Origin of the sequence: Siminovitchia sp. FSL W7-1587 (assembly GCF_037963795.1) — a bacterium.
Classification (GTDB): Bacteria; Bacillota; Bacilli; order Bacillales; family Bacillaceae_C; genus Siminovitchia; species Siminovitchia thermophila.
Genome location: NZ_CP150169.1, coordinates 560712 through 585882 on the forward strand (window position 1 = coordinate 560712; position 25171 = coordinate 585882).

Below are 25171 nucleotides of genomic sequence, written 5' to 3' on the forward strand. Positions count from 1 at the left end.
AATTTCACTTGACAACTACCCCATCCAATTTTATTAAGTACATTGGCCTTGTTCACATTACTAAAAAGGAATATTATTCATCCGCTTATCCTTGGTTTCCTTGAATACAACAAACTTGGGGTTTCTAAACAACCTTGATACCAGTTTTTTATCGTACATGTGAAACAGTGTTTCGCTTGAAAGATTTGTAGTAATGATTGAAGATTTATCCTGCCTGGTGGTAGTAATCGCATATAAAACTCTTTGAACAAAATCGGTGGCAACTTTATCGGTGCCGATCGCGCCAGTTTCTGCGCCAATATCATCCAACGCGAGATAATCAACTTTGGACATCAGTTCTACAAAATAGCTTTCGGTGTGTTTTCTCTCTTTGTTGTTAAACGAATCCTTAATCGTCCTCATCATGCTTTCTACATTGACAAATAGGCACGATGCATTTAATTCACTCTCATTCAATTCACGTAGAGCGGCATAAGCTAAGTGGCTTTTCCCGGCACCTTGATTACCTTGAAGAACCAAATTAAAAACTTGGCCATCTTTAAAACGGGCTACCGATTCTACAACTGTTCGTTTGTTCATTCGCGCTTCTTGGTGTTCAACTTCATAATTATCTAATGTAGCTGCCAAGATCGTTTTATCGGATAATATACTAAGGTTGTAAAAAGTGTTATAATTTTTTCGCTTTAATAATTCATCGTACCGCCTTTGGATGGCCTCCTGCAGTTTGTCATCTTCTTTCTCCAATTCACAGCGGGGACAAACCAATTCACCATCTACCATCATCATTTGAATAGGCTTGACGATCTCCAGCCCGTCTTTTATATAAGTGTGCCGTTCACATATTTCAGAATGGTATGTTATATTCTTTGGCCATTTTTCCGGAATCGTGATTTTCTCCATTTGTTACACCGCCTTTTTGATTAAGGTAGGATTCAAATTTCGTTCCGAATAATGTTTCTGGCCGAAGGAATTTATTCATCTTTTTATCAACGAGCCACTCTTTGCATTTGATATGAATGACAGTTTTAAAATCCTCCAGCCTATATCCCTCATTCCAACGGGCTTTAATGAAGGCTTTTGTTTTCTTCGTTGTATGTCGATAATTGGTATGAGCCGCTTTGTTAAGATAGGTGACTATCTCGGCATATGGTATATTATCTATATCTTTATCTAGATCTCTATCTATATCTGTGCCGTCACGTGACGTCACGCTAACGTCACTTAACGTTGCTCGTTTTTTTCGTTCTCTATACCTTTTATTTCTTTCCGCATTCAGTTTTCGAACTCGTTCCATCCCCTCAATGTTTTGATGTTTGTCCCAATTCGTAATACTGATAAAATGCTCATCAGAAATGTCAATCATCCCAAATGATTTTAATGTTTTAAGAGCCATTCTTACAACATTAAGCGGTCTATTGAAAATAGTTGCCAACATCTCGTCCGTGTATGGGACATTTTCGCTTAGATAGATATATCCGCTCGCGTTTGTCTTTCCAGCTTGGGCCAAAAGCTTCACCCAAATGATTAGAATAGTGTCGGCTTCCGGCATATTTTCAATGAGGCGAATCTTCTCGTCTTCAAACATTTGTGTACTAAGCTTGATCCACTTTACATTCATTCATGTCACTTCCCGTTAAAAAATTCGGATCGTGATATACTTTTTCTCAGTTTTATAAATATGAACGATTTTACAAATGACAATTGCGGTAATCATCTTTAAAAACAATGTCTGATGTTCAATGAGGATGCGAATATCAAGTAGAATCCTTTTAGAATCACCAACGTCTCTTGGCTGGGCAATCGCCACACTCCCAATACACTTACTCGCTCTTTCGTTCCTTTATAGGAACTAAACATTCAAAAAAATATGTAATGGGAACGCCCATTTCCGTATGAATTTTTTTAGCTTCTTCTAGTGTAAAATCACCGAAGCCATTTAACTTTTTACTAACAGTGTTTGGTTTAGTATCGATCACTTTTGCTACATCTCGGTGCTTAAAGCCATTTTCAACTAAAAATGCTTTAATTTTATCATAGGCTCGTCTCTGCTTACTCAAATTTCAGTCCTCCTTTTGTTCCATAATAGGAACATCTTTACTATAAAACATGCCATATTCAATGTCAATAAAAAATGTTCCTTAAAAGGAAAAAAATATTGTCTAATGTTGCATTTAAGGAATACATATTATATTATATTCCTAAATCAGGAATGCCAAAGGGAGATAAACATGAGTGTATTTGGTAAACGGATAAAAAAATTAAGAGGGAGCCAAAGCATAGAAGAGTTGGCGAAAAAATTGAACGAAAAATATGAAACGACAATAAGCAAGAGCATGATTTCGCGCTATGAAAACGGACAATCTGATCCCAGAATGGAAATAGTGAGGATATTTGCCGATTATTTTCAGGTATCTGCTGATTATTTAGCTGGATTAAGCGAAGAGAGTAAACCACGCGTAACTGAAAAAGGCGGATTATATACAATCGCTGCCCATCACGAAGGAGAGGAATGGACCGAAGATGAATTAGAAGAAATAGAAAAGTTTATGGAATTCGTAAAATCAAAAAGAAAACAAAAGGGGGAAAAAAATGTATGACAGACTTCTAAGAGAGGCTTCTGACAAGGGAGTCGATATCTACGAAAAACCTATGAAACCAACCATTAAAGGATTATATTGTGACAACAATATTTGGATTAATAAACACCTTGCGACTACTTCTGAAAAAGCATGCATCTTAGCAGAAGAATTAGGCCATTACTATACATCAGCAGGAAACATCCTAGATCAATCTAAAGTTGAAAATCGAAAACAAGAATTAAAAGCCCGTTCATGGGCTTATGAAAAGCTGTTCCCTCTCCAAAAAATTGTACAAGCACATCAATCAACAGTCCGAAACCGTTATGAGTTGGCGGAGTTTCTCGGAGTAACAGAGGAATTTTTAGAGGAGGCTATCCAGCGCTATCGCGAAAAGTACGGCCCCTACACTACAATCGACAATTATACTATTTGTTTTGATCCTTTAGGTGTATTTGAAATGTTTGATTAACATTGAAAGCTCTTCCATTGATCTAGCTGGAGACCTTATAACAAGGATCGTGACACAATTCTCGTGATCAGGCATGGGGCGAAAATCGAAAAGGTTCGCTTCCATGACCTGCGGCACTCCTCCGTCTATTTGATGTTAAGTGAGGGAATCAATATGAAGGTTGTACAAAAGACTTGTACACAAAAACATCAAAAAACGATGAATATTTACTCACATGTCAGAGAAAAAGACGATGAGAAAGCAAGCAACGTTTTTGACGACTTGCTATGAATTGGTCACACGTTGATCACTGGCAGACACATACAAAGAAAAAGACGCTATTCCTATTTTCAAAGAACAGCGTCATATCAAGGTTTGTATGAGTGATTCCGACTGGGTTCGAACCAGCGACCTCCACCCTGTCAAGGTGGCGCTCTCCCAGCTGAGCTACGGAATCGCTATTTAATGAAATCGACATTTATTAATATATAATAGATTCTTTATAATGTCAACTATTATTCTAAAAATATTTGGCAACCAGTTTATACACCGGAATGTTTATGCACTCCATCTTTGTATGCTCCATATGCTGGTGTTTGTCTTCTCCTATTTTTGGCAAGGGGTTTGATGAACGTTTGCCAAAAATGGAGCCGCCAGTTTGAAAAGGCCAATGATATAGCGTGTATTTTTTCTCATTGCCAGTCCATTCAGCTATTTCATAATAGAACAATTTGATTTCAGTTGTCAAAAGGACGGCGATTTCTCCTTTCTCCGACCATAAATGACCTCATTGATGTTCCTTTTTTTCGATCATTTTTTCCTTTGCAACAATCCACATATAGCATAGACAAACCATGAACGAAAAGGTGCCGCCGCCCTGATACGCTACACCACTCGCTTTATTCTGTTATTCTTCCTTTTTTAGAGAATGTTGTACGGTCAATATGTGATCTTATTGCATTTCGGCGCGGGCAGCATCTTGATCCTTGATCAAAAAATAGGCCTGAAAGGCCCGTAGTTGTTCTTCCTCATAAGACAACGCTTTTTCCCATCAAAAACGGCCAAATGAGCGGACTGTCCCGATCTGATAGATATATAGCCTTTTTGGCTATTTAATAAAATATTACATTGTTCTCATAACATATCACTATTATTTTTATCTGTAAACCTTTTCACGGACTGACTACCCAAAGCAAAAATAAGGTGAAGCTTCCGTTGCTTTTTCCTCAACTTTATCCAGCAAGTTCTCAGAGGGTGCTAGCTCAAAGCACTCCTTACAATTCGCTTCACTGGTGCTGAACTGTCGAAGTACATAAGCGAACCCTCTTTGTTATATAAATTTCGCTGGCGACTCAAAAAAGCAACTCCAAGAGTGGGGTTTTTTTTTAATACCTCGCGATAAGCTTTCCAGAACCATACGCCTAGCGCTTGGTCAGCTTGTAGAGAAAGTCGATGGCAATTTCCAAAAGTCGTGAGTAAATCAAAAAAAGCGCGCGTCATTATCTGGAGTCAGCGTTTAAATTAAAGAATTTTCCAAGATTCGTTCGAAAACCCCAAAACAGACGAGTGCATTCCAAAGGGTGGGAGGATTTAGGCTTTCAAGGGTTTTGTCCCAGCGCCAACGTTTTGCCTAGTTATGCCCCAGCCCCAAAAAAAGCGAAAAACCGTTTAATCTTGGTTTTTCGCTTTTTGACTTTAAGCTGCCTTGTATTTTCCTTTGTTTTTCGTAATGATTTGGCTTGCGATCAAAGCAATAAACAATCCAAGACCGATCGTATCGGACATACCTTCCGGATACATGAGCATGAGACCGGCAATGATCGCGATAATGCGTTCAAACCAGTACATTTTTCTGTACCAGAAGCCAATGATTCCCGCGCCAATAGCAATCATTCCCGTAAATGCCGTAAAGATGACCCATATCATGTAAGGAACAGTCGTATCAATCATTAATAACTCGGGAGAAAGGACGAACATATACGGTATGATAAATGCGGCGATCGCCAATTTGGCCGCGTTCACACCGGTTCGTATTGGTTCTCCCCCGGAAACCCCCGAGGCGGCAAAAGCTGCCAACGCAACCGGTGGTGTAATATCTGCCACAATACCAAAATAAAAAACAAACAAATGTGCCGATAAATCAGGAACACCCAATAAAATAATGGCTGGCGCAGCGATTGTAGAGGTAATGACATAGTTGGCCGTTGTCGGCGATCCCATTCCGAGCACGATGGCCGTCAACATGGTAAAGAACAACGTTAATAATAGTTTTTCGTTGGCCAAACCGACCAAGCCGTTCGCAAGATTCAGCCCGAGTCCTGTTTTGGTCACGACACCTACGATGATCCCGGCAGTGGCGGTAGCCGCCGCCACGGAAAGAGCGGTCCGGGCACCATCAACGAGTGCTTCCACCATCTGCTTAAATCCGATCCGAGTGCTTTTGCGAATGGCACTGACCACAATTGTGCCGATGATGGACCAGAGGGCAGCGCGCATGACACTAACACCGGACATAAGTAAAATAATGATCAATAAAATCGGAATTAATAAATAAATTTTACTTAATACATCTTTTCTATCAGGCATTTCTTCCTTGGCAAGCCCTCTGAGGCCAACACGCTTCGCTTCAAAATGGGTCATGATCCAAATGCCGGAAAAATATAGAATAGCAGGTATCGCTGCCGCTTTGGCAATTTCCCAATACGTAATCCCGATAAATTCAACCATTAGAAATGCTGCGGCTCCCATGACTGGAGGCATAATTTGCCCTCCGGTCGATGCAGCGGCTTCAACCGCTCCAGCGAATTCTTTTCGGTAACCAAGCTTTTTCATCATGGGAATTGTAAAGGAACCTGATGTCACAACATTCGCGACCGAGCTGCCGCTGATCGTTCCCTGTAAGGCACTGGAAAAAATGGCGACTTTGGCAGGTCCGCCTACCCGCCTACCCGCAATCGAAAGCGCCAAATCATTGAAGTATTGGCCTACACCTGTTTTGACAAGAAATGCCCCGAACAGCAAGAAAAGGAAAATAAATGTCGCCGATACGTAAAGCGGAGTCCCCAAGATGCCTTGTGAAGTAAAGAACAGCGTATTGACAAGGCTTTCAAAGTTCAGTCCCCGATGAGCCAAAAAGCTTGGCATTGACTGTCCAAAATACGCATATAACATAAACAGAATGGCGATAACCGTAATCGGCATTCCTACTGCCCTTCGTGTCGCCTCAAGTGTCAATAAGATTGCGAGAACGCCAACCGTCAAGTCGATAGGTGTCAACGTTCCTACTCTATTGACAATCGTTTCGATCATCATCGGCCAATAAGCACCAATTCCAACGGATATAAGCGATAAAATAATATCATACCAAGGAACCTTATTTTTCCTTTTGATTTTTCTACTTGCTGGAAACAAAAGAAAAATCAAAGAAAGCGCAAATCCAAGATGAATCGATAGCAGAATTTGCCGCGGAATAGATTGTGTAATGGATGCATATAACTGGAATATGGAAAAAGCAAGCAAGCCAAAAAAGATAATCCAACCGGTCGGGCCGCTTGCTTTTCTTGTTGCCGACTCTGGGTCATATTTCTCCAATATTCTCTGTTGTTCGTCTTCTGATAAAACTTCAAACTTTTGTTGATCTGCCAAGCAGGTTCACTCCTTTCCAGAGCTGCCATAGTGCCAATTTTTGTTTTTTCACTCTTACAACGGAACCGGGAGCTGAAAATGAAGAAAGCGGGATGGTTTTATTTTGAATCAACAACCTGTGATTGGCATTTACTTGACCAACACTTATGTCTATCCAGGAAAAGTCACGCTTCATATCACGGATATAATATTTACCATCTTTCATTTCAAAGTCTCCCCCTCCTTCCGATTCGGACGGCATCCCTATGGATGTATCTTCATACTCCAATTCTATTTGGCGAATTACCCCGCTATTTTCCACCTGATATGTTTCTATCACTTCTGATTGATGAATAGAGTGTGTATATTCGATTTGAAAGGTTTTGTCAGTATCCCGCAAGAGAAAATACGCCAGGAGCTCCCCGCTCTTTCGAGCTTCAAAGGTGACTGCCTGTTGAAAAGGGATAACCGCCAAAACAGCCCCGATCATGAGAGTAAAAACGACCCAACCACCATATTTATTACATTTTTGCATCATATTCTCCATTTGGTCTTCTAGAACAAGACAAAGAAAAGAATAGACCGTGAAGCGGCCGGCCTATTCACTCAGTTGAGGATTTTGTGTCATTCCGATGAAATGCCCTTTTCATCAAAATATTTTTTTGCACCAGGATGCAAGTCGATAGCCATGCCCTCTAATGCTTTTTCAGCACTAATTAATTCACCTTTTGCATGGCCGATTTTATCCGTATTTTCATAGATCGATTTTGTGATTTCGTAAACAAGGTCATCAGACAAATCATCGCGAACGACGAGCATCGCCTGAACGGCTACTGTGTTTGTATCGTCAGATAACCCATAAGTGCCGGATTTGATTGTTTCCTTTGCGTAATAAGGATATTTTTCAATCAGTGCATCAATTTTGTCGTCGGCAATAGGAACAATGGACACTTTTTCTGTTGCAGCGAGCCCTTCTACCGCACCTGTCGGTGTACCTGCCGTAATAAAGGCCGCATCAATGGTTCCATCTTGAATGCCTGTTGTGGAGTCATCGAACGATAAGTTACGCGCTTTAACGTCATCCAATGTCAAGTCATGCACTTCCAAGATCTGCTCGGCGTTTGCCAGCGTACCGGAACCAGATTCACCAACCGATACCGTTTTTCCTTTTAAATCTTCAACAGATTTGATACCCGACTTTTCAGTCGTTACGATTTGAATCGTTTCAGGGTAAAGAGTTCCGAGGCCTTTCATATTTTCCACTTTGTCGCCGTCAAACATTCTTGTACCTTCAGTCGCGTAAGTGGCGATGTCTGTTTGGGTAAATGCCACTTCGGTTTCTTCTTTTTTAATCAGCGCCATGTTTTCCGCTGAAGCCCCTGAAGTAATAGCATTTGCCTCGATCCCTGTCGCATCTTTAATGAGGTTGGCAAAGTTTCCACCCAATGGATAATATGTGCCCCCCGTACCGCCTGTTGCGATACTTAAAAATTTAATCCCATAATCCTTTTTGTCTCCGCCATCACCTTTCGATTCTTTTTTACCGTCTCCTCCTCCGCCGCAGGCGGCGAGCATAAATGAAAGCACTAACATTAAAGCGGTTACAAATAATAGATTTCTTTTCTTCATTGAAGCATCCCCCTCATCTTTATTATTTAACAATAACGATTTTAACACATTACTATCTGGAATCAAGCAATAACTTTGCTGAATATACCTTGCCTGGTCAAGCTTTACCTCAATAAACGGGACGAGAAACATTTTTTTATTTCAACGCAGGCTTGTGGTAAAATCATACATATCATTTTCAATTATGGAATGTGGAGGAAATAAATGTATGAATAAGGGTCAAGGAACCGTTACTGAATATGAATTTGAAAGTCGGGAACTGGATGAAACAATTTCGCTCCTGATTTATCTGCCCCCCGGCTATTCGCCGCTTTACAAACACTCTGTTGTCATCGCGCAAGATGGCAGGGACTACTTTCAATTGGGCCGCCTTCCCCGTTTCGCGGATGAACTGATTCACAATAATGAAATCGAAAATGTCATCATAATCGGCGTTCCTTATAAAAATGTAAAAGATCGTCGAAACAAATACCACCCGGACGGAGAAAAAAATGAGGCTTATATTCGTTTTCTGGCCCATGAGCTGTTGCCGTGGATCGAAAGCGAGTATCCGGCATATTGCATCGGGAAGTGCAGAACACTAATAGGGGATAGTCTTGCGGGTACAGTATCATTAATGACTGCCCTTCGTTACCCAAACATATTCGGAAAAGTCATCCTTCATTCGCCATTTGTGAACGACAAGGTTCTTTCCGAAGTAAAATCCCACACTGAACCTCATTTATTGGACATTTACCATGTTGTTGGAAAAAAAGAAAATGAGGTGAGATTTTCGCCCGAGCGGGTGGAGGATTTTTTAACACCCAACAGAGAGTTGCATGAGGCCTTTATGGAAGCGGGCTTCACCTCGTTCTATGATGAATTTGATGGAGGTCATGCGTGGACATATTGGCAGCCTGATGTAAAAAGAGCGCTAAAAATGATGTTTCCCTAGATATAACTCTTTCTTCAGTCCTATAGGAAAATAGGATGAAATTTGCTATAGTTAAACATAAGTTGTATCATTTATCTAAGTTTTGACAATAAGGAGGTAGACAATTTGAAATATGGCGTTGTTATTTTTCCATCCAAGAAATTACAGGACTTGGCAAACTCCTATCGAAAAAGGTATGACCCCAATTATGCACTGATTCCTCCACATTTAACATTGAAAACTGCATTCGAAACAGATATGGATGTGGAAAAAATCACTGATCATTTAGAAGAAATTGCTAAAAAATATGAACCTTTTACATTAAAAATCCGGAAAGTCAGTTCTTTCCAGCCGTTGAACAACACTATCCACTTTAAAGCGGAAAAAGACCCCGTGCTGGAAGGCCTATCCGAAGATTTATATGAAACGTTGCCAGGCGAAAGACCCGAACATCCATTCGTTCCACATATTACGATCGGACAAAAGCTGTCCAACGATGAACATTCGGATGTGTATAGCCAATTAAGAATGCTTGGCCTAGAACACGAAGAAATCGTCGATCGCTTCCATCTTGTATACCAATTGGAAAACGGTTCTTGGACGGTGTATGAAACATTCCGCCTCGGAAAGGACCCCCAGTAAATGGAAGTGATTCGGGCAACAACAGAAGACCAGCTTCAGGATGCCTATGCCATTCGAAAGAAAGTATTTGTTGAGGAACAGCATGTTCCTCTTGAAATTGAGATAGACGATCATGAAAACGATTCATCACATTTTGTCCTCTATGATGAAAACAAACCTGTCGGCGCCGGCAGGTTTCGTATTTTGAACGGAAAAGGGAAAGTGGAAAGAATTTGCATCCTTCCATCTTACAGAGGAAAAGGTGCCGGCCTAAAAGTGATGAAAAAAATCGAGGAATTTGCAAGCGATCTTTACATAAAAGAGCTCGTGTTGAATGCCCAAACCTCGGCCATCCCCTTTTATACAAAACAAGGGTATGAAGTCGTTTCGGAAGAATTTTTTGACGCAGGAATACCCCACCGCACGATGAAAAAAACGCTCAAACATACATCGCCCCTGGATTCATAACAAATCCAGGGAATTGGTGCTTATCACCCAAAGTACATTGTCCTTTACAGTCAATTTCACTTTACCATCTTCTACCAGGGAAGAGAGGTATGCTGTAAAAGAAGTTCTGTACAAAAGCCATTGCCCCACTTCCCTTGCCTTAAGATCGAAATGTTCCAAGATTTTTCTTTGTATGGTGTCCATCGAAACGCCCGAAGGAACACTTTCTATTAGATTTTGTATAAATGTTTTTACATGTTCATGACATTCAATATTGGCGCGAATCGTATAAGTGGGGTCTTTTTCAAACTCTCCGTGTCCAGGCACAAATCCGGAGCAAGACAGCCGCAGGACTTTTTCCAACGATGTAATGGCTGCATTCGCGTCGACAATAAATGGAACTTTATGCTTGCGCAGTACTTCAACTCCAAAGTAACTGTCAGCCGCATAAAAAATTTCTTCAACCAATATCCCGCATTGACTGTAACTGTGACCGGGCAGATGTATAGCCGTGATCTGAAAGGGACCAATGGCCTTCTCCCCACAATCAAGCAGACTATCAACTTTGACAGGTTGTCCTTCCAGAAATTTGTTTCTAAGCGCTTTCATTGGAAAAGCCCCGTTCCATAAGTAAATAGGCTCCAAAACTGGATTTTCCATGATAGCGGCTTCAAGTGGTGGCGCAAACACCTCGACATGCGCCTCTTTTTTTATGTACGCAGCCCCGCCATAGTGATCGGCATGGGCGTGGGTCACTATCAAGTAATGGACAGGCAGTTCTCTTTTGATTAATTGCTTAAGAACTTTCTTGGCGGTACTTTTTTCCAAGCCGGAATCAATCAACATGCCTTTTCCATCCTTGAAAACATAACCGATGTTGACCGCACTTTTAAAGTAATGGCAATGCTCCGATACGCTGATGAACTCCAATAAGAAACACCCTTTCAATCATGATACTAGACATATTCGTTCACGTATCGGCCTTTTCCTGTCGGGTCCAACAATTCCTTTGCCTGTTGTTTGCTCTTTTCGGGGTAATATTTGCCCTCCTGGTAAAATGGCAATATTCTCCTTCCAAAAATGCGCTCCACTTTTGCTGTTGGGGTAACCGGCATCGGATCCTGAATATGTTCGGCTTGCTCAATCCTTCGCTTGTAGTCCTCGTATTGGTATGCAGTTACAGGAGCAATGTAACCCATTGTTCGTCCCTCCTTGATTGTGATGTTTTTATTTATTTACCCTCGTTTGTTTCAATATAAACATTTTTTTCATAATTTGCCAGCGCCAAATTGGCTCATTAAAAAAAGGACTTGCAGCAATGTCTGCAAGCCCCATTCATTATCTATTGTTTAACATATTGGTTATAGTTCCCATATCCAGTTTGCTTCCATCTTTCGTAATGGTTTTGACCATTTTGTCTTCCAATTCTTTGGAAACCGGTTTATTAGCAATCTTGGCCACTTGGCGTATCACTCTTCTGACTGTCTTTTCATCTTTAAAGTTTGCACCTTGTAATGAGTTGGCGAGTCTAAGTACCTCATCCATACTTACTCCGGTCTTTTTTTCAATGTTCTTGAAAAACTGGTTATCCATTCCTTCCCTATCCCTCCTTTACATCTTTTATATATTATGAAGGAGGAATTTTTTGGTGAAGTCAGGAAAACCAAATTCAAAAGATCGGGGCAATGCCCAGTATCTATCCGCTTATCCCTTCGGTTTAAAAATAAGAGCCCCGAGAAAACCGAATATGATGGCAGCCGAAATACCCGAAGATGTGACTTCAAACATGCCGGTTATCACCCCGATAATCCCATGTCGTTTCGCTTCTTGCATCGCTCCTTCTACGAGTGAATTTCCAAAGCTAGTAATAGGAATGGTTGCTCCGGCACCTGCAAAATCAATGAGTGGCTCATATAGCCCAAAACCGGCAAGAACTGCCCCGGCCACAACCATGATGCTTAATGTATGTCCCGGTGTTAGCTTGGCTACATCGAACATAAGCTGTCCAATTACACATATGGAGCCGCCAATCACAAAAGCCCAAAAAAACATTGCTAGCATCCGTTTACCTCCTCATCACATACATTCAATTCCAACAGCATGCGCAATGCATGGAATGGTCTCTTTCTGTTGATATGACAACGGGGATAAAAGCGCTCCTGTCGCCACAAATAAAACTTTCTTGTAAGTTCCTTTGCTCATTTCGTTTAATATATGCCCATAAGTTACGACTGCTGCACATGCCGGTCCGCTGGCACCGGCAAAGACTTCCTGTTCCTCACTGTAAATCATCAAACCACAGTCAAGAAACTGTTCTTCCTTCATTTTCAGCCCTTGCTGATGAAGCAAATCAAGGGCTGCGGCTCTGCCGATTTTGGCTAAATCGCCCGTCAAGATAAGATCATAATAAGAGGGGTCGATGTTCAAATCAAAAAGATGGCGCGTAATCGTGTCTACTGCTGCGGGCGCCATCGCTCCTCCCATATTGTAGGGATCTGTTAATCCCATATCCACCACTTTTCCAATCGTTGCAGAGACAATCCGGGGGTGGGGGCTGTTGAGTCCCTGTCCCTTGCTCAGCAATGCAACACCCGCGCCAGTAACCGTCCATTGTGCAGTCGGCGGCTTTTGCCCTCCATACTCTGTCGGATAACGAAATTGCCTTTCTGCAGAAGCATTATGGCTTGAAGCTCCAGTTAAAATATAGTTTGCTCCATCATTATCGAGAATCATGGCGGATAGGGCCAACCCTTGTGTTGCAGTGGCACAGGCGCTGAACAGTCCTAAATGGGGAATTTGATTCTTCCTGGCGGCAAAACTCGTTGGGGTTATCTGGTTGATTAAATCGCCGGCCAAAAAAAATTGAATAGCGTCTTCTTTTAATGCTTTTTTTCTCAGGGCAATATCGACCGCATCTTCGAGGAGAACTGTTTGCGCTTTTTCGTAAGAATCCTTTCCCATCCATAAGTCCTGATGAAACTTATCGAAGTCTTTTGCCAAGCGGCCGTCTTTTTCAAACGGTCCTCCTACAGTTCCGGTGGATATGATAGCCGGCTTTGTTTTAAAAACCCATGTTTGGGCTCCTGTAAGCATTACGATCCCCCCCATGTAATCCATATCGTTTTGATCAATGTAATGACAAAGGCGGAAAAAACGCCAAAGACGATAACCGATCCGGCCAATTTAAACATATTTCCGCCAACACCGAACACAAAGCCTTCTGTTCGATGTTCAATCGCCGATGAAATGACGGCATTTCCAAAGCCGGAAACCGGCACCGCGCTGCCTGCTCCTCCGAATTGTCCCATCCTGTCGTACATGCCAAAACCGGTAAGCAACATGGCCAAAAAGACGATTGTGGCGACAGTTGGATTTCCAGCAGTCTGTTCGGTAAAATCGAAATAGTAAATGTAAAAATATGTAATTGCCTGGCCAATGACGCAAATGCTTCCGCCGACAAAGAAAGCCCGAACACAGTTTTTGAAAATGGGGCGCTTTTCTTCATGCTTGCTCTGCAATTGTTCGTATTTGATTTGATTGGGTGTTTTCGTTTTATTTTTGCTTGACATGCTGATGCTCCTAAGTCATTTCTTTTTTTAGTTTGATGATTTTCTTAAAGCGTTTTTCAGCTTCTTCATTCGACATGTTCGCGCCATCCAAATCTTCTTTTAACCTTACTGTTTCAAGAAAAATTTTATAGTCGCTTGAAACAATGAAATCATCACCAGGATATTTTTTATTTAATTTGTCCGTAATTTTTTTTTCAATACTCTTCATTCGAAAGCGATTCAGATGCTTCACTTTGTAGGCGACTACAATCTGTTTGTCGCCTTCCAAAACAGCCACATCATAAATTTCATCCACCTTGGAAACATCTTTGCGCACTTGGTAGGCAATAGAATCTTTTTCTTCTCTTTTTTTCAGTTCCACCGGTGCGGGTTTTGTCGTTTTGAACAGTGCCGTATCGCTTTTTTCATGCTCTTTACCGCCATCATAAGAACAACTTGTCAAGAATATGAAAGCGAATATGATCAATATAAATGGCTTTTTTGTATATGGAATCATAATAACCCCCGTAAGAAATGTACTGTAACCTTATTTTTCACCATTCCTCATAAAATATGAACGGTTCAAATGAAATAAAAAAAAGACTGGATGAACCAACAGATTTCATCCAGCCTTTTGATTAATAATAACGCGGCTTTTTTTTAGGGGAGCCACAGCCACAGCCTTTTTTTCTTTTTCTCTTACTTGCCGGCTTGATTACATGAGGATTTTTTGTTTTTTTCATGCCTTCACACCCCGGTTAGTTTTGGAATGATTTGCCACCCCTATTATAATTTATGTTCCGGTGGATATTTTTGCTTTCCGAAAATCCCAGTTTAATCCGAAATGATTGCCTGAACGATCGTTTCAATTAGTGCAGCAAGACCGGCCAGTGAGAAGATGACAATAATGGGTTCCGCAATAATGGGGGCGCTGACGTAACATACATATAATCCAGCAGCAATCCAGACGCCGGTACACCAATAACAACTCAGAAGCGATCCGACCCAACCCCTGAATCCGCGCTCAATAGGCATATAATAAACTTCTTTTTCTCCCGCTTCATTCTCCTCTTCATATTCCTTCATGAAAGGCTTTCTCAACCATTCCATAATTTCGTCATACACAAAAAGCCTTGTTAAGCGGAATATGGCCAAGCTGAGCAATCCCAATTCCATCCAGGAAATATCCATGTCCCCAACCACTCCTTTTGCCTATTTTATGCAATACAGGCGATTGTCCGTTACTCATTTACCTACCCATTAATATGTTGTTAATGTAAATGACCATATACACTAAATTAAAGGAGGAATTTGATTTATGAGCTTTGAAGAAATGGAGTCATCGTCCATGACATTTGGAGGAGAGTCTTCTTCGGTTGAATCAATGGGGATGCAACACCATCACCATCATCATGATCGGAAAAAAGACTGTGGGTGCAAATTAAATTGTGTATGCCAGGTTGTAAAGGCGATCAAGGATATTCAAGATCAGGCTGTTGAAGAAGAATGCGAAAGGTGTACGACAAATTGCTTCATCGAACCTCTCGGTGAATTGGGTGTAAGAGGCCGAATGCATGCCGATACACGCGTATTCACATTGACGAATAAAAATGGCGAATTATTTAAAGCACTGTTCAGAGGTCATCACGGTAAATGCGTTTCCGTCTTTTTCCGAGTTGAAGAAATCTTTGATAATTGTTGTGCCACGCTGCGGGTTCTGATTCCATTGAAAAAAGACCGTCAAACTGTCGTTGATATTTTAACACCAAGTGGGCATATCAACCATCATGATCTTTGCGAAGTAAGGAGCTGGGGTGCAAGCAACAGCTGTATTACAGTAGATCTTCACTGCTTCTGTGCAGTACAATGTATTGCCGACGTGGATTTGGAAATTTGTGAATAAATGTTTGGGACGGAAATGGACCCCCTCTCCATTCCGTCCTTTACTCTAACCGATAATCCGGATCGCAACAAGATCTTGTCTCTCGATCGTTTGCCTAATTCCTTTTGTCGTCATGATCAGAATGTTGTCTTGATGAAGCTCCTTTATTTTCCCAACAAATTCGCTGTCTTTAGTCTTAAAAGCGCAATAGTAAAATTGCGGGCTTGAAAAAATATAATCTAGTTTTTCATCAATTGTCATGCTTGGAAACGACTTTACCGGCTGTAACCCTTTTGAAGGCTGCTGATTGACAGATGATTCCGGCTGCTTTGGGACCTCTTTGACAGGCTCCTCAAATATAAGCGACTGTTCTTCAACGGAGATTCTTTTCCTGTTTCTTTTGTTTTCTTGAACTGAATCTCGTTCATCTGTTTTTTGAACCGGATGTTTTTCAACTTGTGTTGAATCTGGTATTTGGACCGGTTTTTCAGGTGAAAAAGTGAAGCTGGATTGCATTTGTCCCAGAGGCTCTTTCATTTTTGGCTGATTTATAAAAAGTAAAGGCTTTTTCGTCACTGGTTTATGATCCATTAGGAACACCCCTCAAATATTTGTTTCATAATAGCGTATGCACATCCCGATTTAGAAGTTTATACTTGTGCAACAAAAAAAACTGCTGCATCAAAAATGCGGCAGTTTTTTATATTAATTTCCCATAATATGGTATCCAGAATCAACATGAATGTTTTCGCCGGTAATACCCCTCGATAATTCGCTGAACAGGAATAATGCCGTATCTCCCACTTCTTCCTGTGTCGTCGTTCTTCTGAGTGGCGCTTTTTCCTCAATTTCTTTTAAAATACTGTTAAAATCACTGATTCCTTTTGCTGACAGCGTGCGGATCGGGCCGGCAGAGATAGAGTTCACCCTAATGCCGTATTTACCGAGATCACTGGCCAAATATTTAACACTCGCATCAAGTGAGGCTTTAGCCACACCCATCACATTATAATTGGTGACTACCCGCTCTCCACCGAGATACGTCATCGTGACGATGCTTCCTCCCTCAGGCATTGCCTGGAGCTTTTGTACTGCTTTGGCAACCGCTGTTAACGAGTACGAACTTATGTTATGGGCAAGCAGAAATCCATCGCGAGTGACATTCAAATACTCACCCACCAGCTCTTCTCGATTGGCAAATGCGATGCAGTGGGCAATCCCGTGAATCGGCCCTACCTTTTCTTTAATGTTGCTGAAGCATTCTTCAATGTCTTCATCTTTTGTTACGTCGCATGGCAAAACGATAGGTTCATTACCTTCCAACGATTCGGCCAGCTCCCGGACGCTTTTTTCCAAACGTTCCCCCGCATATGTAAAAACAAGGCGAGCGCCTGCTTGGTGCAGTGATCTGGCGATTCCCCACGCAATGCTCCTTTTATTTGCCACCCCCATCACCACAAATGTCTTTCCGTCCAATGACAACATAATTGATGACCTCCTAATGATAACGTGTTATTAGCACCTAGTACTAATCATACATGAGCGCTTTTTATTCTGTAAAGATATTATTCCTTAAATTGAAGTTCACGAGTTAATTCTTCCACATATTGGGAAGAACCGGTCACAACAAGACGGTCGTTCATAAGCAGCTCCGTATCGCCGTGGGGAACAATGGAATCGACTCCCCTGAAGATTCGGACGATAATAACATCCCCCGTAAACGGAAACTCCCGTAAAGTCATCTTATGGTAATGCGGATTCAGCATCTCAATCTCATGTAAGGCCGTATCCTGATTTGTCATGATTTTGGCGATATTAGCCGATTCAATTAACGCTTTGACTAAAGCGGTTGTCGAAAGGATCGTTGAAAATATTTCAATGTCCTGTTCTGCCAGCGGCTTGCCCAGATCAGGGGTTTCAATTCTGGCGATGACCCTTTCTACCCCCCGCTCCTTTGCCGCCATGGCGATGACAGCATTCAACTCTTCATCTCCTGTTGAGATAAAAAGAATGTCCGCTTCGAATACTCCCTCTTGTTGCAGAATGTCCTCGTCGTATCCTTCCACCTCATGAATGTCAAAAACAGAATTAGTCGTTTGTGAATCTGCTTTTTCAACTTTCTTATGAATGAGTGAAAGGTCATACAAAGATCTGTTTAATTCTTTTGAAACCGCCAAGGTAAGCTGGTTGGCACCTATAAATACGACGCGTGTTTTTCTTTCTTCCCCGTTTTCTTTCGGAAGCCATTTTTTGAATAAAATAGGTGTTACAATGCATGAAATAACCGCCACCAATATCAAAGTTCCGCTCATTTCATGCGAAATGACATTCATCCGTTCCGCGATTTTTGCGGCCGCAATGACTAAGGATAATGTCGACGTTAGTAAAAAAGAAGACGCTACGACAGTTTTTGTATCAAACCAACGCTTTAAAAACAGCACCGGGATAAATTTAGATATAAATAGTGCAAGGAGTAAAAGCGGAATCAATAAAAGCATATCTTTATTGTTCAACAAAGTCCATAAATCAAGGTCTACTCCCACCATGACAAAAAATATGGGAATAAAAAATCCATATCCGAAGGAATCCAACTGCCGAACCATCGTCTTGTTCGGGTTAAGCAAAGAAACAAGGGTTCCCGCGATAAAAGCCCCCAAAATATTTTCCGCCCCTACCGACTCAGATAATGCGACCAACACGATAATGAGCGTAAATACTGCCCGCGTCCCGATCTGCACTGTTCCCCTTGAAAGGCGCGGGATGACATATTTATTCTTAAAACGGGCGCCGATAAAGTAAAAGAAAACCCCAGTGGCAAACAAAATAAGCAGAAGCCACATTTGGCCGCCGCCTTCACTTGACAGTGAAACGAAAACGGACAATAAAATCATCGTGACAAGGTCCGCAATGACCGCTATCAGCAGAATGATTTGGCCAATGCTTGTCTTCATTAGATTCGCTTCTTTTAGAGTGGGTACAACGACACCGAGGGAAATCGTGGAGATGATCAACGTCATGAGAAAGACATTTTCCATCAACCCGGCCATTTTCATGATAAACGCTAGCAACAGCGAAATAAGGAAAATGCCTATAAAAACAGTGAAGGAAACCGCCAAGCGGTTGGGTTCCTTCTTTCCGTTCGCCAGTTCCTTATGCTGATTTCCTTTAAAAGCAGAAAAATCGATTTCCAAACCGCTTAAAAACATTAAAAAGATAAAGCCCAATACAGATAGCGTGTCCAGCCACATATCATGCTGAATCAAATTAAATCCACTTTTTCCGATAATCAGCCCCATAACGATTTCAGCGATCACGACCGGAATAAAAAAGAGCCGCAAACGGTGGAGCAGAAGCGGAGTAAAAAAAGCGACCAACAGGACAATGACGAGAGAAAGCAAAGAAGATTCATTTTCCATATATTCACACCCCGCTTCAAGCATTAATGGACGAGATAGCCCATGAATAACGTCGCCAAGCCAAAATAAATCAAGATTGATGTAATATCGTTCATCGTTGTAATAAATGGTCCCGATGCAACTGCGGGATCAATTTTTAACTTATGCATCAAAAGAGGAACAAGGGAACCTGCCAAGGTGGCAACAAATAAAGAAGCCAGAATGGAGACCCCCACCAAAAAACCAAGAAACAGTTCCCCTTTCCAAAGATATACGATAATGGAAACCATAATACCGCAAATAGAACCGGTAATCAGGCCTGTTCCCGCTTCCCGCAGTACAAGCTTCCACCTGCTTTCTTCTTCCAATTCACCAGTGGCAATTCCCCTGACGGCGACAGCCAAGGCCTGGGTCCCCGTATTTCCGGCCATTCCAGCGATCAATGGAATAAATACGGCTAAAATGGAAACCTCATTCAATGTCGCTTCAAACCTGCCGATAAGACTCGCTGTAAACATACCGAGAAACAGCAGGATGATCAGCCAAGGAAGTCGTTTTCTCGCTGCGGTAAATGGACTTTTATCAACGGTGTCAACATCAAATACACCCGCGAGTTTAGAGTAGTCGTCAGACGCTTCCTCATCAATAACGTCAATGATATCATCAACGGTAATAATCCCTAATAAATGATTTTGAAAATCGACAACTGGCAGTGCCAACAAATCATAATCCCTCATTTGCTTCGCGGCGGATTCCTGGTTTTCATCGACAGTCGTAGATACGACACGGTCGGACATCATATCGGCTATCATCGCATCGTCATTACTGATGATCAGGTCACGAAGAGAAATGACTCCGACGAGCCGATGGTCATCATCGACAACATAGACATAATAAATCGTCTCGGCAGTAGGTGCTTCATTTTTTAAAATATGCATGGCCGAACGGACCGTTTGATTGGCGGAAATGGCAATAAATTCCGTCGTCATAATACTTCCGGCGGTAGATTCTTCATAATGCAGAAGATTTTTGATCTCTTGCGCGCTTTCCTTGTTCATAATCGTTAAATAGCTGACTGCCTGGCGTTTATCAAGCTTATTTAACACATCTACCGCATTATCGGTGTACATGAAGGAAAGCATGTCGGCAGCATAATTCGGCTCCATTTCAGCCAAAATATCTTTATATTCCTGGTCTTCTATATCAAGAACTTCAAAGAAATCCGCCACTTCTTTCGGTGATAAGAAATAATAGATGTTCAGCCGATCGTCGAATTCAATTTTCATAAAAAACTTTGCCTGGTCGTATGGATGCAGTTTTAGGAAGTTTTCCCTGAACTGCTTAATATCATTCTTTGCGAGAGCATGCAGCAGCAACTCTTCGTTTATTTGTTCCATTTCGTCATCATGTAGTTCCATTGTCGACACGCCTCCTCTCCCATTCGTATTCATTATCCTAACAAATCTTTTATCAATTGTCGCTTATATCATTCATTTTTTTGCAATAAATCATTTCTGTTCGTTACAATTTATGATGTAAAGAAAGGTGATGCAGGTGAAAATCGATATTATAGGCGATATTCATGGCTGTTACAGAGAATTAAAAAATCTTACTGAACACCTTGGTTATACATGGAGAAATGACAAGCCCGTTCATCCGGAGCGAGTCCTGGGCTTTGTCGGAGACCTGACTGATCGGGGACCCGATTCTTTAAAAGTAATTGATACAGTTTGGGGGCTATGGAAAGATCATAAAGCCTATTATGTTCCAGGCAATCATTGTAACAAACTATACCGCTATTTTCTGGGGAGAAATGTAAAAATAGCTCATGGTTTGGAAACGACGGTGGCCGAATTAAACAGCCTTTCTACGGAAAAAAGACTTCTTTATAAAAAAAAGTTCATGGAATTATATGAAAATGCCCCGCTTTATCAAGTATTGGCTGACGGAAATCTCGTGATTGCCCATGCCGGTATTAAAGAAGAAATGATCGGCAAGTCGAACAATAAGGTCAAAACATTTGTGCTTTACGGAGATATTACCGGCGAAGTTCTTCCTGACGGAATGCCTGTCCGCCGAGACTGGGCCAAATCATATACGGGAAAACCCTTTATCGTCTATGGCCATACGCCGGTCCATACACCGCGCATGGTCGGAAACACCATCAATATTGACACCGGCGCTGTTTTTGGGGGAGCATTAACAGCATTTCGGTATCCCGAAATGACAACTGTTTCCGTTCCGTCAACGATGCCTTTTGTAAAAGAAAAATTCCAGACATTTGACGAGTAAGCCTATTCCAGTAAATGAAGCACTTGTTTTAGATCAAGAGGAAGCGGCGCATTAAAGTGTAGTTCCTTATGTAAAAAGGGATGAAAAAACCGCAATTCACTGCAATGAAGCGCCTGCCGCTTCATCAAAACTGTCGGCCCTCCATATAGTTCATCCCCCAAAAGCGGATGGCCTATGTAAGAAAAATGGACTCTAATTTGATGGGTCCGTCCCGTTTCCAGCCATATTTTCACATGCGCCGCGTCATGGAACTGTTGTAATACTTCGTATTTTGTTACCGCCCGCTTTCCGTCATCTCTTACTTCACGTTCGATAATGCTGGAAAGCTTTCTCCCAATCGGGGCATCAATGACATCCTCCTTCTTGCTAAAGACACCTGAAGCAACGCCCTCATATGAACGGGCGATTTCGTTTTTCTGTTGTAAAATGCTACATAAATGATGCGCATGCCGGTGCTTTGCCACGAGTAACAAGCCGGATGTATTTCGATCAAGTCTCGTCACAATATGAACGGCGGCGGATATCCCCTTTTGTTCATAATAATAGGCCAGTGCATTGGCAATACTGCCTCCCGGATGTTCTCTGGAAGGTATCGTGTTCATTTGGGGCGGCTTATTGACGACCAATAGGTCCCTGTCTTCATAAAGGATGTCAAGAGGAATGTTTTCTTTTGTGAGTTGTTTGTTTTTGGATTCCTCCGGAAATTCCACCTCAAGCCTATCTCCAAACTTCAACACGTAACGGACATTTTTCTCTATCCCGTTTACTTTAATGGAGCCGCCTTGAAATTTTATTTTGGTCAGGGCTCTCCGCGAGATCTGTTTTTCCACTAGAAACTGTTTAATTGTTTTTTGTTTTTCGCTGCTTTTCACGATCCAGCTTAGCTTATATTGTCGCATATCGTGTTAGCTCATCCTTCGTCTGAAATAAACGAATCATGCACTCTCTTCCAAAAAGGAAAGGGGCGAAAACGTGCAAAGCGCACTTTTTCATCAGCGACTCGGAATTGAATTGATTTCACATCCCGGTGCATGACCGTTAAATGATCGATTGTGACATGAAAGTCATTCGTATTGACCGGTTTTAACATTAACGTATGGTGCGCCGGTAAAATAAGCGGAGAGCCGACTGTCCGGAATACCCGGTTGTTAATCGATGCCATTTCGGCCAACTGGATGGCGTGCAACGTCGGGTGGATAATAGCTCCACCGAGCGCTTTATTGTACGCCGTGCTTCCGGATGGGGTTGATACACAAAGACCGTCGCCGCGGAACCGCTCAAAGTGTTCCCCCCGGATTTCCACATCCATTACGAGCGTTCCTTCCATGCTTTTCACGGTTGATTCGTTTAATCCGAGATACTTCGTCTCTTTTCCTCCATGCCTGTAACGTATGATCACTTCAAGGAGCGGATACTCCACTACCTGGTAGGGGGTTTTGGCAATGGCGATCACCAGTTTTTCAATTTCTTCCGGAAGCCAATCTGCGTAAAATCCGAGGTGGCCGGTATGTACCCCGACAAAAGCCGTTTTATCTAACCGTGAACTGTAGCGGTGAAATGCATGTAAAAGGGTCCCGTCACCACCGACCGAAATGACGATATCCGGTTGCTCTTCATCATAGATCAGCTCAAAATCCTGTAAATATGTAATCATCTTTTGCATTAATGCATTTGAAGTCGAATCTCCTTTTGACATGACTGTGAATCTCAAACGTCTCCACCCTCTCCAAGTTAATTTCTGTCAGTCCGTTCAAAAACTTCTTTGTTTTTTGTAAAATATACTTGCGCTTCTTGAACTTCTTCTTTAATTTGCGACATTTGTTCATCAAGACGAAATGCAGCTTCGGCGGCTTTTTGCAACCTTATTTTAATGTCTTCGGGAATCTCCCCCTGATATTTATAGTTGAGTGAATGTTCGATTGTTGCCCAAAAATTCATGGCCAATGTTCTGATTTGAATCTCCGCCAAAATTTTCTTCTCGCCATTGATCGTTTCAACGGGATATTCAATCACGACATGATATGAACGGTATCCGCTCGGTTTTTTATTGGAAATATAATTTCTTTCCTCTACGATTCGAAAATCGTTTCTTTGTCTAAGTAAGTGCACGACCGTCTTAATGTCATCGACAAATTGGCACATGATGCGCAAACCCGCAATGTCCTGCATTTCCGTTTCTATCTTTTCCAAAGGGATGTTTTTCAAATTCGCTTTAACAAGAATACTTGCGACGGGTTTTACCCTCCCGGTAACAAATTCAATAGGAGAATGAATATGTTCTCCGACAAATTGTGCCCTCATCCCTTTTAATTTAATCTTTAACTCATCAACGGCTTGTTTATATGGAGATAAAAATTGGTCCCACTGATTCAATGCAAATCACCTCTAAAAACAGACACTGATTCTCATTACATGAACCCATTTTAGCACAAAGCCCTGTTACTGAACATTGACAACCCGGACAAACAGCACATAATAAAACATAGACAGGGAAAGGACGATGAAACTTTGGGAAGACATATTGAAATCGAATTTAAAAACATGGTCACAAAAGAACATTTTGAATTACTGCTAAGCGTTTTTCACATAACAAGGGATGACTTTGCCAAACAGGTGAATCATTACTTTGATACGGATACATTTTTGCTGAAACAAAAGGCGGCGGCACTGAGAATCAGAAACAGGGATCACCTTTATGAACTGACATTAAAAAAGAAAACAGAGACGATTGGACTGCTGGAAATCAATCAAGAGATATCACCCGCTGAAGCCAATGCATGCTTACATAAACAAATGTTCCCCGAAGGCGAAGTGAAAGCAGAATTGGCGGCAATTGATATTAATCCCAACTGGCTCATCTGTTTCGGTTCGCTTGAGACGAGACGGGCGGAAAGGCCATTTGGTCCAGGATGCCTGCAATTTGACCATAGTCTGTACTTGGGGAGAGAAGATTTTGAAGTGGAATACGAAATTCCTGAAGGCAAACTAGATGAAGGGAAAAAATTTTTCTTCCAATTACTAAACGAGCTTAACATTCCTACTAAAAAAGCCGATAATAAAATTAAGAGACTTTATGATGCGAAATTTACATATTTGGAGTGAATAGGCTTGAACAAGCTTGGTGAAATAAATTTGTTAATGGAATTGCAGACACTGAGAAGATTGACAACACAAACGGCCAACCACATGCTACAAGATTCAACCGAGGCGTTCAGCAGTTTGCTTGGGGAAGCTATAAACAATGTGATGGCTGAAGCGGCGAAGAATCCCGAAAAAATGAACACGCTTGGCCTCATTCATTCATTGGCTCAGAATCAAGTGCAGACGAAAACAAACAAACCGCTGCCAGCGGTTGACATGAAGCACATAAACAGCTTGGAAGGAATGATTGACGCCGCGGCAAATAAATATAACCTCCCGCCAAAGCTGATTAAGTCCATTATTCGCCATGAATCCAATTTTAATCCGAACGCGGTGAGCAAAGCGGGCGCTTCCGGATTGATGCAGTTGATGCCCGCAACCGCCCGCGGCCTGGGCATTAAGAATATATTCGATCCTTTGGAAAATATTATGGGCGGCAGCAAGTACATCCGCAACATGCTGGATAAATATAATGGAAATATAAGGCTCGCTTTGGCAGCTTATAACGCGGGACCAGGAAACGTCGACAAATATGGAGGTATCCCGCCATTTAAAGAAACACAAAATTATGTAAGAAAAGTAACCGAATCATTTTACAGTTAAACCCCTGTTCCTTTACACAGGGGTTTTATTTATTTCAATTCCCTTTTTT

Annotated in this window: 31 protein-coding genes and 1 tRNA gene; 9 read left to right on the forward strand and 23 right to left on the reverse strand. The window is 41.7% G+C overall.

Going from position 1 to position 25171, the window contains the following annotated elements:
• Window positions 1-60: 60 nt before the first annotated feature.
• The 3 genes from NST31_RS02645 to NST31_RS02655 all read right to left on the reverse strand — a co-directional run bounded on the left by NST31_RS02645 (window position 61) and on the right by NST31_RS02655 (window position 2057).
• On the reverse strand, window positions 61-900 hold the full coding sequence (locus NST31_RS02645) for a DnaA/Hda family protein (protein WP_077111991.1): 840 nt from the start codon (window positions 898-900) through the stop codon (window positions 61-63).
• Window positions 845-1618 (reverse strand): phage replisome organizer N-terminal domain-containing protein, encoded by a 774-nt coding sequence (locus NST31_RS02650; RefSeq protein ID WP_339163722.1) that lies wholly within the window; start codon window positions 1616-1618, stop codon window positions 845-847. The genes NST31_RS02645 and NST31_RS02650 overlap by 56 nt, the downstream gene beginning before the upstream one ends.
• A gap of 202 nt (window positions 1619-1820) precedes the next feature.
• Window positions 1821-2057, reverse strand: a complete 237-nt coding sequence (locus NST31_RS02655) for a helix-turn-helix transcriptional regulator (RefSeq protein WP_339163724.1) — start codon at window positions 2055-2057, stop codon at window positions 1821-1823.
• 171 nt (window positions 2058-2228) lie between these two features.
• On the opposite strand from NST31_RS02655, the gene NST31_RS02660 reads away from it, so the two are divergent.
• Together NST31_RS02660 and NST31_RS02665 are read left to right on the forward strand one after the other, a co-directional pair.
• Window positions 2229-2597: a helix-turn-helix transcriptional regulator gene (locus NST31_RS02660; protein ID WP_077111988.1), complete on the forward strand. Its 369-nt coding sequence runs from the start codon at window positions 2229-2231 to the stop codon at window positions 2595-2597.
• Complete coding sequence (locus tag NST31_RS02665) at window positions 2590-3048, forward strand: ImmA/IrrE family metallo-endopeptidase (protein WP_339163727.1); 459 nt, start codon at window positions 2590-2592, stop codon at window positions 3046-3048. Before NST31_RS02660 ends, NST31_RS02665 begins: the two co-directional genes overlap by 8 nt.
• Window positions 3049-3411: 363 nt before the next feature.
• Here NST31_RS02665 and NST31_RS02670 read toward each other — a convergent pair.
• The 5 genes from NST31_RS02670 to NST31_RS02690 all read right to left on the reverse strand — a co-directional run bounded on the left by NST31_RS02670 (window position 3412) and on the right by NST31_RS02690 (window position 8280).
• Window positions 3412-3484: transfer RNA gene (locus NST31_RS02670), tRNA-Val, on the reverse strand.
• 63 nt (window positions 3485-3547) lie between these two features.
• Window positions 3548-3775 carry a hypothetical protein gene (locus tag NST31_RS02675; protein ID WP_339163729.1) on the reverse strand — a complete coding sequence of 76 codons (228 nt, stop codon included), beginning with the start codon at window positions 3773-3775 and terminating at the stop codon, window positions 3548-3550.
• A gap of 947 nt (window positions 3776-4722) precedes the next feature.
• Window positions 4723-6672 (reverse strand): TRAP transporter permease, encoded by a 1950-nt coding sequence (locus NST31_RS02680; RefSeq protein WP_205180288.1) that lies wholly within the window; start codon window positions 6670-6672, stop codon window positions 4723-4725.
• On the reverse strand, window positions 6650-7198 hold the full coding sequence (locus NST31_RS02685; protein ID WP_339163732.1) for a DUF1850 domain-containing protein: 549 nt from the start codon (window positions 7196-7198) through the stop codon (window positions 6650-6652). Before NST31_RS02685 ends, NST31_RS02680 begins: the two co-directional genes overlap by 23 nt.
• A 77-nt stretch (window positions 7199-7275) precedes the next feature.
• Window positions 7276-8280, reverse strand: coding sequence for a TAXI family TRAP transporter solute-binding subunit (locus NST31_RS02690; protein ID WP_077110274.1), 1005 nt, complete (start codon window positions 8278-8280; stop codon window positions 7276-7278).
• A gap of 208 nt (window positions 8281-8488) precedes the next feature.
• On the opposite strand from NST31_RS02690, the gene NST31_RS02695 reads away from it, so the two are divergent.
• From NST31_RS02695 to NST31_RS02705, 3 genes are all read left to right on the forward strand, one after another.
• Window positions 8489-9214 carry an esterase family protein gene (locus NST31_RS02695; RefSeq protein WP_077110275.1) on the forward strand — a complete coding sequence of 242 codons (726 nt, stop codon included), beginning with the start codon at window positions 8489-8491 and terminating at the stop codon, window positions 9212-9214.
• A 105-nt stretch (window positions 9215-9319) separates the two neighbouring features.
• The gene (locus tag NST31_RS02700) at window positions 9320-9835 is read left to right on the forward strand and encodes a YjcG family protein (RefSeq protein ID WP_077110276.1); all 516 of its coding nucleotides are present in this window, start codon (window positions 9320-9322) and stop codon (window positions 9833-9835) included.
• Window positions 9836-10282 (forward strand): GNAT family N-acetyltransferase, encoded by a 447-nt coding sequence (locus NST31_RS02705; RefSeq protein ID WP_077110277.1) that lies wholly within the window; start codon window positions 9836-9838, stop codon window positions 10280-10282.
• Here the strand turns inward: NST31_RS02705 and NST31_RS02710 are convergent.
• The 8 genes from NST31_RS02710 to NST31_RS02745 all read right to left on the reverse strand — a co-directional run bounded on the left by NST31_RS02710 (window position 10277) and on the right by NST31_RS02745 (window position 15000).
• On the reverse strand, window positions 10277-11191 hold the full coding sequence (locus NST31_RS02710; protein ID WP_339163735.1) for an MBL fold metallo-hydrolase: 915 nt from the start codon (window positions 11189-11191) through the stop codon (window positions 10277-10279). The genes NST31_RS02705 and NST31_RS02710 overlap by 6 nt on opposite strands.
• A 26-nt stretch (window positions 11192-11217) precedes the next feature.
• Entirely contained in the window at window positions 11218-11460 is a 243-nt protein-coding gene (locus NST31_RS02715; protein WP_077110279.1) for a hypothetical protein, read from the reverse strand.
• 139 nt (window positions 11461-11599) lie between these two features.
• Window positions 11600-11854: a stage VI sporulation protein F gene (locus NST31_RS02720; protein ID WP_077110280.1), complete on the reverse strand. Its 255-nt coding sequence runs from the start codon at window positions 11852-11854 to the stop codon at window positions 11600-11602.
• A 111-nt stretch (window positions 11855-11965) separates the two neighbouring features.
• Window positions 11966-12322, reverse strand: coding sequence for a stage V sporulation protein AE (gene spoVAE / locus NST31_RS02725; RefSeq protein WP_077110281.1), 357 nt, complete (start codon window positions 12320-12322; stop codon window positions 11966-11968).
• A 15-nt stretch (window positions 12323-12337) separates the two neighbouring features.
• Window positions 12338-13354 (reverse strand): stage V sporulation protein AD, encoded by a 1017-nt coding sequence (gene spoVAD, locus NST31_RS02730; RefSeq protein WP_077110282.1) that lies wholly within the window; start codon window positions 13352-13354, stop codon window positions 12338-12340.
• Window positions 13354-13830: a stage V sporulation protein AC gene (gene spoVAC / locus NST31_RS02735; RefSeq protein WP_077110283.1), complete on the reverse strand. Its 477-nt coding sequence runs from the start codon at window positions 13828-13830 to the stop codon at window positions 13354-13356. Before spoVAC ends, spoVAD begins: the two co-directional genes overlap by 1 nt.
• A 10-nt stretch (window positions 13831-13840) precedes the next feature.
• On the reverse strand, window positions 13841-14326 hold the full coding sequence (locus NST31_RS02740; RefSeq protein WP_077110284.1) for a YhcN/YlaJ family sporulation lipoprotein: 486 nt from the start codon (window positions 14324-14326) through the stop codon (window positions 13841-13843).
• Between the two features lie 317 nt (window positions 14327-14643).
• Window positions 14644-15000 (reverse strand): DUF1360 domain-containing protein, encoded by a 357-nt coding sequence (locus tag NST31_RS02745; protein ID WP_077110285.1) that lies wholly within the window; start codon window positions 14998-15000, stop codon window positions 14644-14646.
• A 199-nt stretch (window positions 15001-15199) separates the two neighbouring features.
• On the opposite strand from NST31_RS02745, the gene NST31_RS02750 reads away from it, so the two are divergent.
• Window positions 15200-15712, forward strand: coding sequence for a CotY/CotZ family spore coat protein (locus tag NST31_RS02750; RefSeq protein ID WP_077110297.1), 513 nt, complete (start codon window positions 15200-15202; stop codon window positions 15710-15712).
• A 45-nt stretch (window positions 15713-15757) separates the two neighbouring features.
• On the opposite strand, the gene NST31_RS02755 is transcribed toward NST31_RS02750, so the two are convergent.
• From NST31_RS02755 to mgtE, 4 genes are all read right to left on the reverse strand, one after another.
• Window positions 15758-16282 (reverse strand): CotO family spore coat protein, encoded by a 525-nt coding sequence (locus NST31_RS02755; RefSeq protein WP_339163739.1) that lies wholly within the window; start codon window positions 16280-16282, stop codon window positions 15758-15760.
• Between the two features lie 114 nt (window positions 16283-16396).
• Entirely contained in the window at window positions 16397-17179 is a 783-nt protein-coding gene (fabI, locus tag NST31_RS02760) for an enoyl-ACP reductase FabI (protein WP_339165466.1), read from the reverse strand.
• A gap of 77 nt (window positions 17180-17256) precedes the next feature.
• On the reverse strand, window positions 17257-19107 hold the full coding sequence (locus tag NST31_RS02765; RefSeq protein ID WP_339163741.1) for a monovalent cation:proton antiporter family protein: 1851 nt from the start codon (window positions 19105-19107) through the stop codon (window positions 17257-17259).
• Between the two features lie 23 nt (window positions 19108-19130).
• Entirely contained in the window at window positions 19131-20504 is a 1374-nt protein-coding gene (gene mgtE / locus NST31_RS02770) for a magnesium transporter (RefSeq protein ID WP_339163744.1), read from the reverse strand.
• Between the two features lie 136 nt (window positions 20505-20640).
• Between mgtE and prpE the strand changes: the two genes are divergently transcribed.
• Window positions 20641-21378, forward strand: coding sequence for a bis(5'-nucleosyl)-tetraphosphatase PrpE (gene prpE, locus NST31_RS02775; protein ID WP_339163745.1), 738 nt, complete (start codon window positions 20641-20643; stop codon window positions 21376-21378).
• Window positions 21379-21380: 2 nt separating this feature from the next.
• On the opposite strand, the gene NST31_RS02780 is transcribed toward prpE, so the two are convergent.
• From NST31_RS02780 to NST31_RS02790, 3 genes are read right to left on the reverse strand one after another with little or no spacing between them, the layout of a single operon-like run.
• Entirely contained in the window at window positions 21381-22277 is an 897-nt protein-coding gene (locus tag NST31_RS02780) for an RluA family pseudouridine synthase (RefSeq protein WP_339163747.1), read from the reverse strand.
• Window positions 22278-22288: 11 nt separating this feature from the next.
• A complete protein-coding gene (locus NST31_RS02785) occupies window positions 22289-23089 on the reverse strand; it encodes an NAD kinase (RefSeq protein ID WP_077110292.1) in 801 nt (266 codons plus the stop codon).
• A gap of 20 nt (window positions 23090-23109) precedes the next feature.
• The gene (locus tag NST31_RS02790) at window positions 23110-23751 is read right to left on the reverse strand and encodes a GTP pyrophosphokinase family protein (RefSeq protein WP_077110293.1); all 642 of its coding nucleotides are present in this window, start codon (window positions 23749-23751) and stop codon (window positions 23110-23112) included.
• Window positions 23752-23886: 135 nt separating this feature from the next.
• Here NST31_RS02790 and NST31_RS02795 point away from each other — a divergent pair, with 135 nt between their 5' ends.
• Window positions 23887-24480, forward strand: coding sequence for a CYTH domain-containing protein (locus NST31_RS02795; RefSeq protein WP_339163751.1), 594 nt, complete (start codon window positions 23887-23889; stop codon window positions 24478-24480).
• 6 nt (window positions 24481-24486) lie between these two features.
• Window positions 24487-25122 carry a lytic transglycosylase domain-containing protein gene (locus NST31_RS02800; RefSeq protein ID WP_339163754.1) on the forward strand — a complete coding sequence of 212 codons (636 nt, stop codon included), beginning with the start codon at window positions 24487-24489 and terminating at the stop codon, window positions 25120-25122.
• The last annotated feature ends 49 nt before the right edge of the window (window positions 25123-25171 follow it).

Bases quoted from the DNA above. Each gene is read 5' to 3' on its own strand.
- NST31_RS02645 (WP_077111991.1), bottom strand. From the start codon at position 900: ATGGAGAAAATCACGATTCCGGAAAAATGGCCAAAGAATATAACATAC.
- NST31_RS02650 (WP_339163722.1), bottom strand. From the start codon at position 1,618: ATGAATGTAAAGTGGATCAAGCTTAGTACACAAATGTTTGAAGACGAG.
- NST31_RS02660 (WP_077111988.1), top strand. From the start codon at position 2,229: ATGAGTGTATTTGGTAAACGGATAAAAAAATTAAGAGGGAGCCAAAGC.
- NST31_RS02665 (WP_339163727.1), top strand. From the start codon at position 2,590: ATGTATGACAGACTTCTAAGAGAGGCTTCTGACAAGGGAGTCGATATC.
- NST31_RS02685 (WP_339163732.1), bottom strand. From the start codon at position 7,198: ATGGAGAATATGATGCAAAAATGTAATAAATATGGTGGTTGGGTCGTT.
- NST31_RS02690 (WP_077110274.1), bottom strand. From the start codon at position 8,280: ATGAAGAAAAGAAATCTATTATTTGTAACCGCTTTAATGTTAGTGCTT.
- NST31_RS02695 (WP_077110275.1), top strand. From the start codon at position 8,489: ATGAATAAGGGTCAAGGAACCGTTACTGAATATGAATTTGAAAGTCGG.
- NST31_RS02705 (WP_077110277.1), top strand. From the start codon at position 9,836: ATGGAAGTGATTCGGGCAACAACAGAAGACCAGCTTCAGGATGCCTAT.
- NST31_RS02715 (WP_077110279.1), bottom strand. From the start codon at position 11,460: ATGGGTTACATTGCTCCTGTAACTGCATACCAATACGAGGACTACAAG.
- NST31_RS02720 (WP_077110280.1), bottom strand. From the start codon at position 11,854: ATGGATAACCAGTTTTTCAAGAACATTGAAAAAAAGACCGGAGTAAGT.
- spoVAE (WP_077110281.1), bottom strand. From the start codon at position 12,322: ATGCTAGCAATGTTTTTTTGGGCTTTTGTGATTGGCGGCTCCATATGT.
- spoVAD (WP_077110282.1), bottom strand. From the start codon at position 13,354: ATGCTTACAGGAGCCCAAACATGGGTTTTTAAAACAAAGCCGGCTATC.
- spoVAC (WP_077110283.1), bottom strand. From the start codon at position 13,830: ATGTCAAGCAAAAATAAAACGAAAACACCCAATCAAATCAAATACGAA.
- NST31_RS02740 (WP_077110284.1), bottom strand. From the start codon at position 14,326: ATGATTCCATATACAAAAAAGCCATTTATATTGATCATATTCGCTTTC.
- NST31_RS02745 (WP_077110285.1), bottom strand. From the start codon at position 15,000: ATGGATATTTCCTGGATGGAATTGGGATTGCTCAGCTTGGCCATATTC.
- NST31_RS02750 (WP_077110297.1), top strand. From the start codon at position 15,200: ATGCAACACCATCACCATCATCATGATCGGAAAAAAGACTGTGGGTGC.
- NST31_RS02755 (WP_339163739.1), bottom strand. From the start codon at position 16,282: ATGGATCATAAACCAGTGACGAAAAAGCCTTTACTTTTTATAAATCAG.
- NST31_RS02765 (WP_339163741.1), bottom strand. From the start codon at position 19,107: ATGGAAAATGAATCTTCTTTGCTTTCTCTCGTCATTGTCCTGTTGGTC.
- mgtE (WP_339163744.1), bottom strand. From the start codon at position 20,504: ATGGAACTACATGATGACGAAATGGAACAAATAAACGAAGAGTTGCTG.
- NST31_RS02780 (WP_339163747.1), bottom strand. From the start codon at position 22,277: ATGCGACAATATAAGCTAAGCTGGATCGTGAAAAGCAGCGAAAAACAA.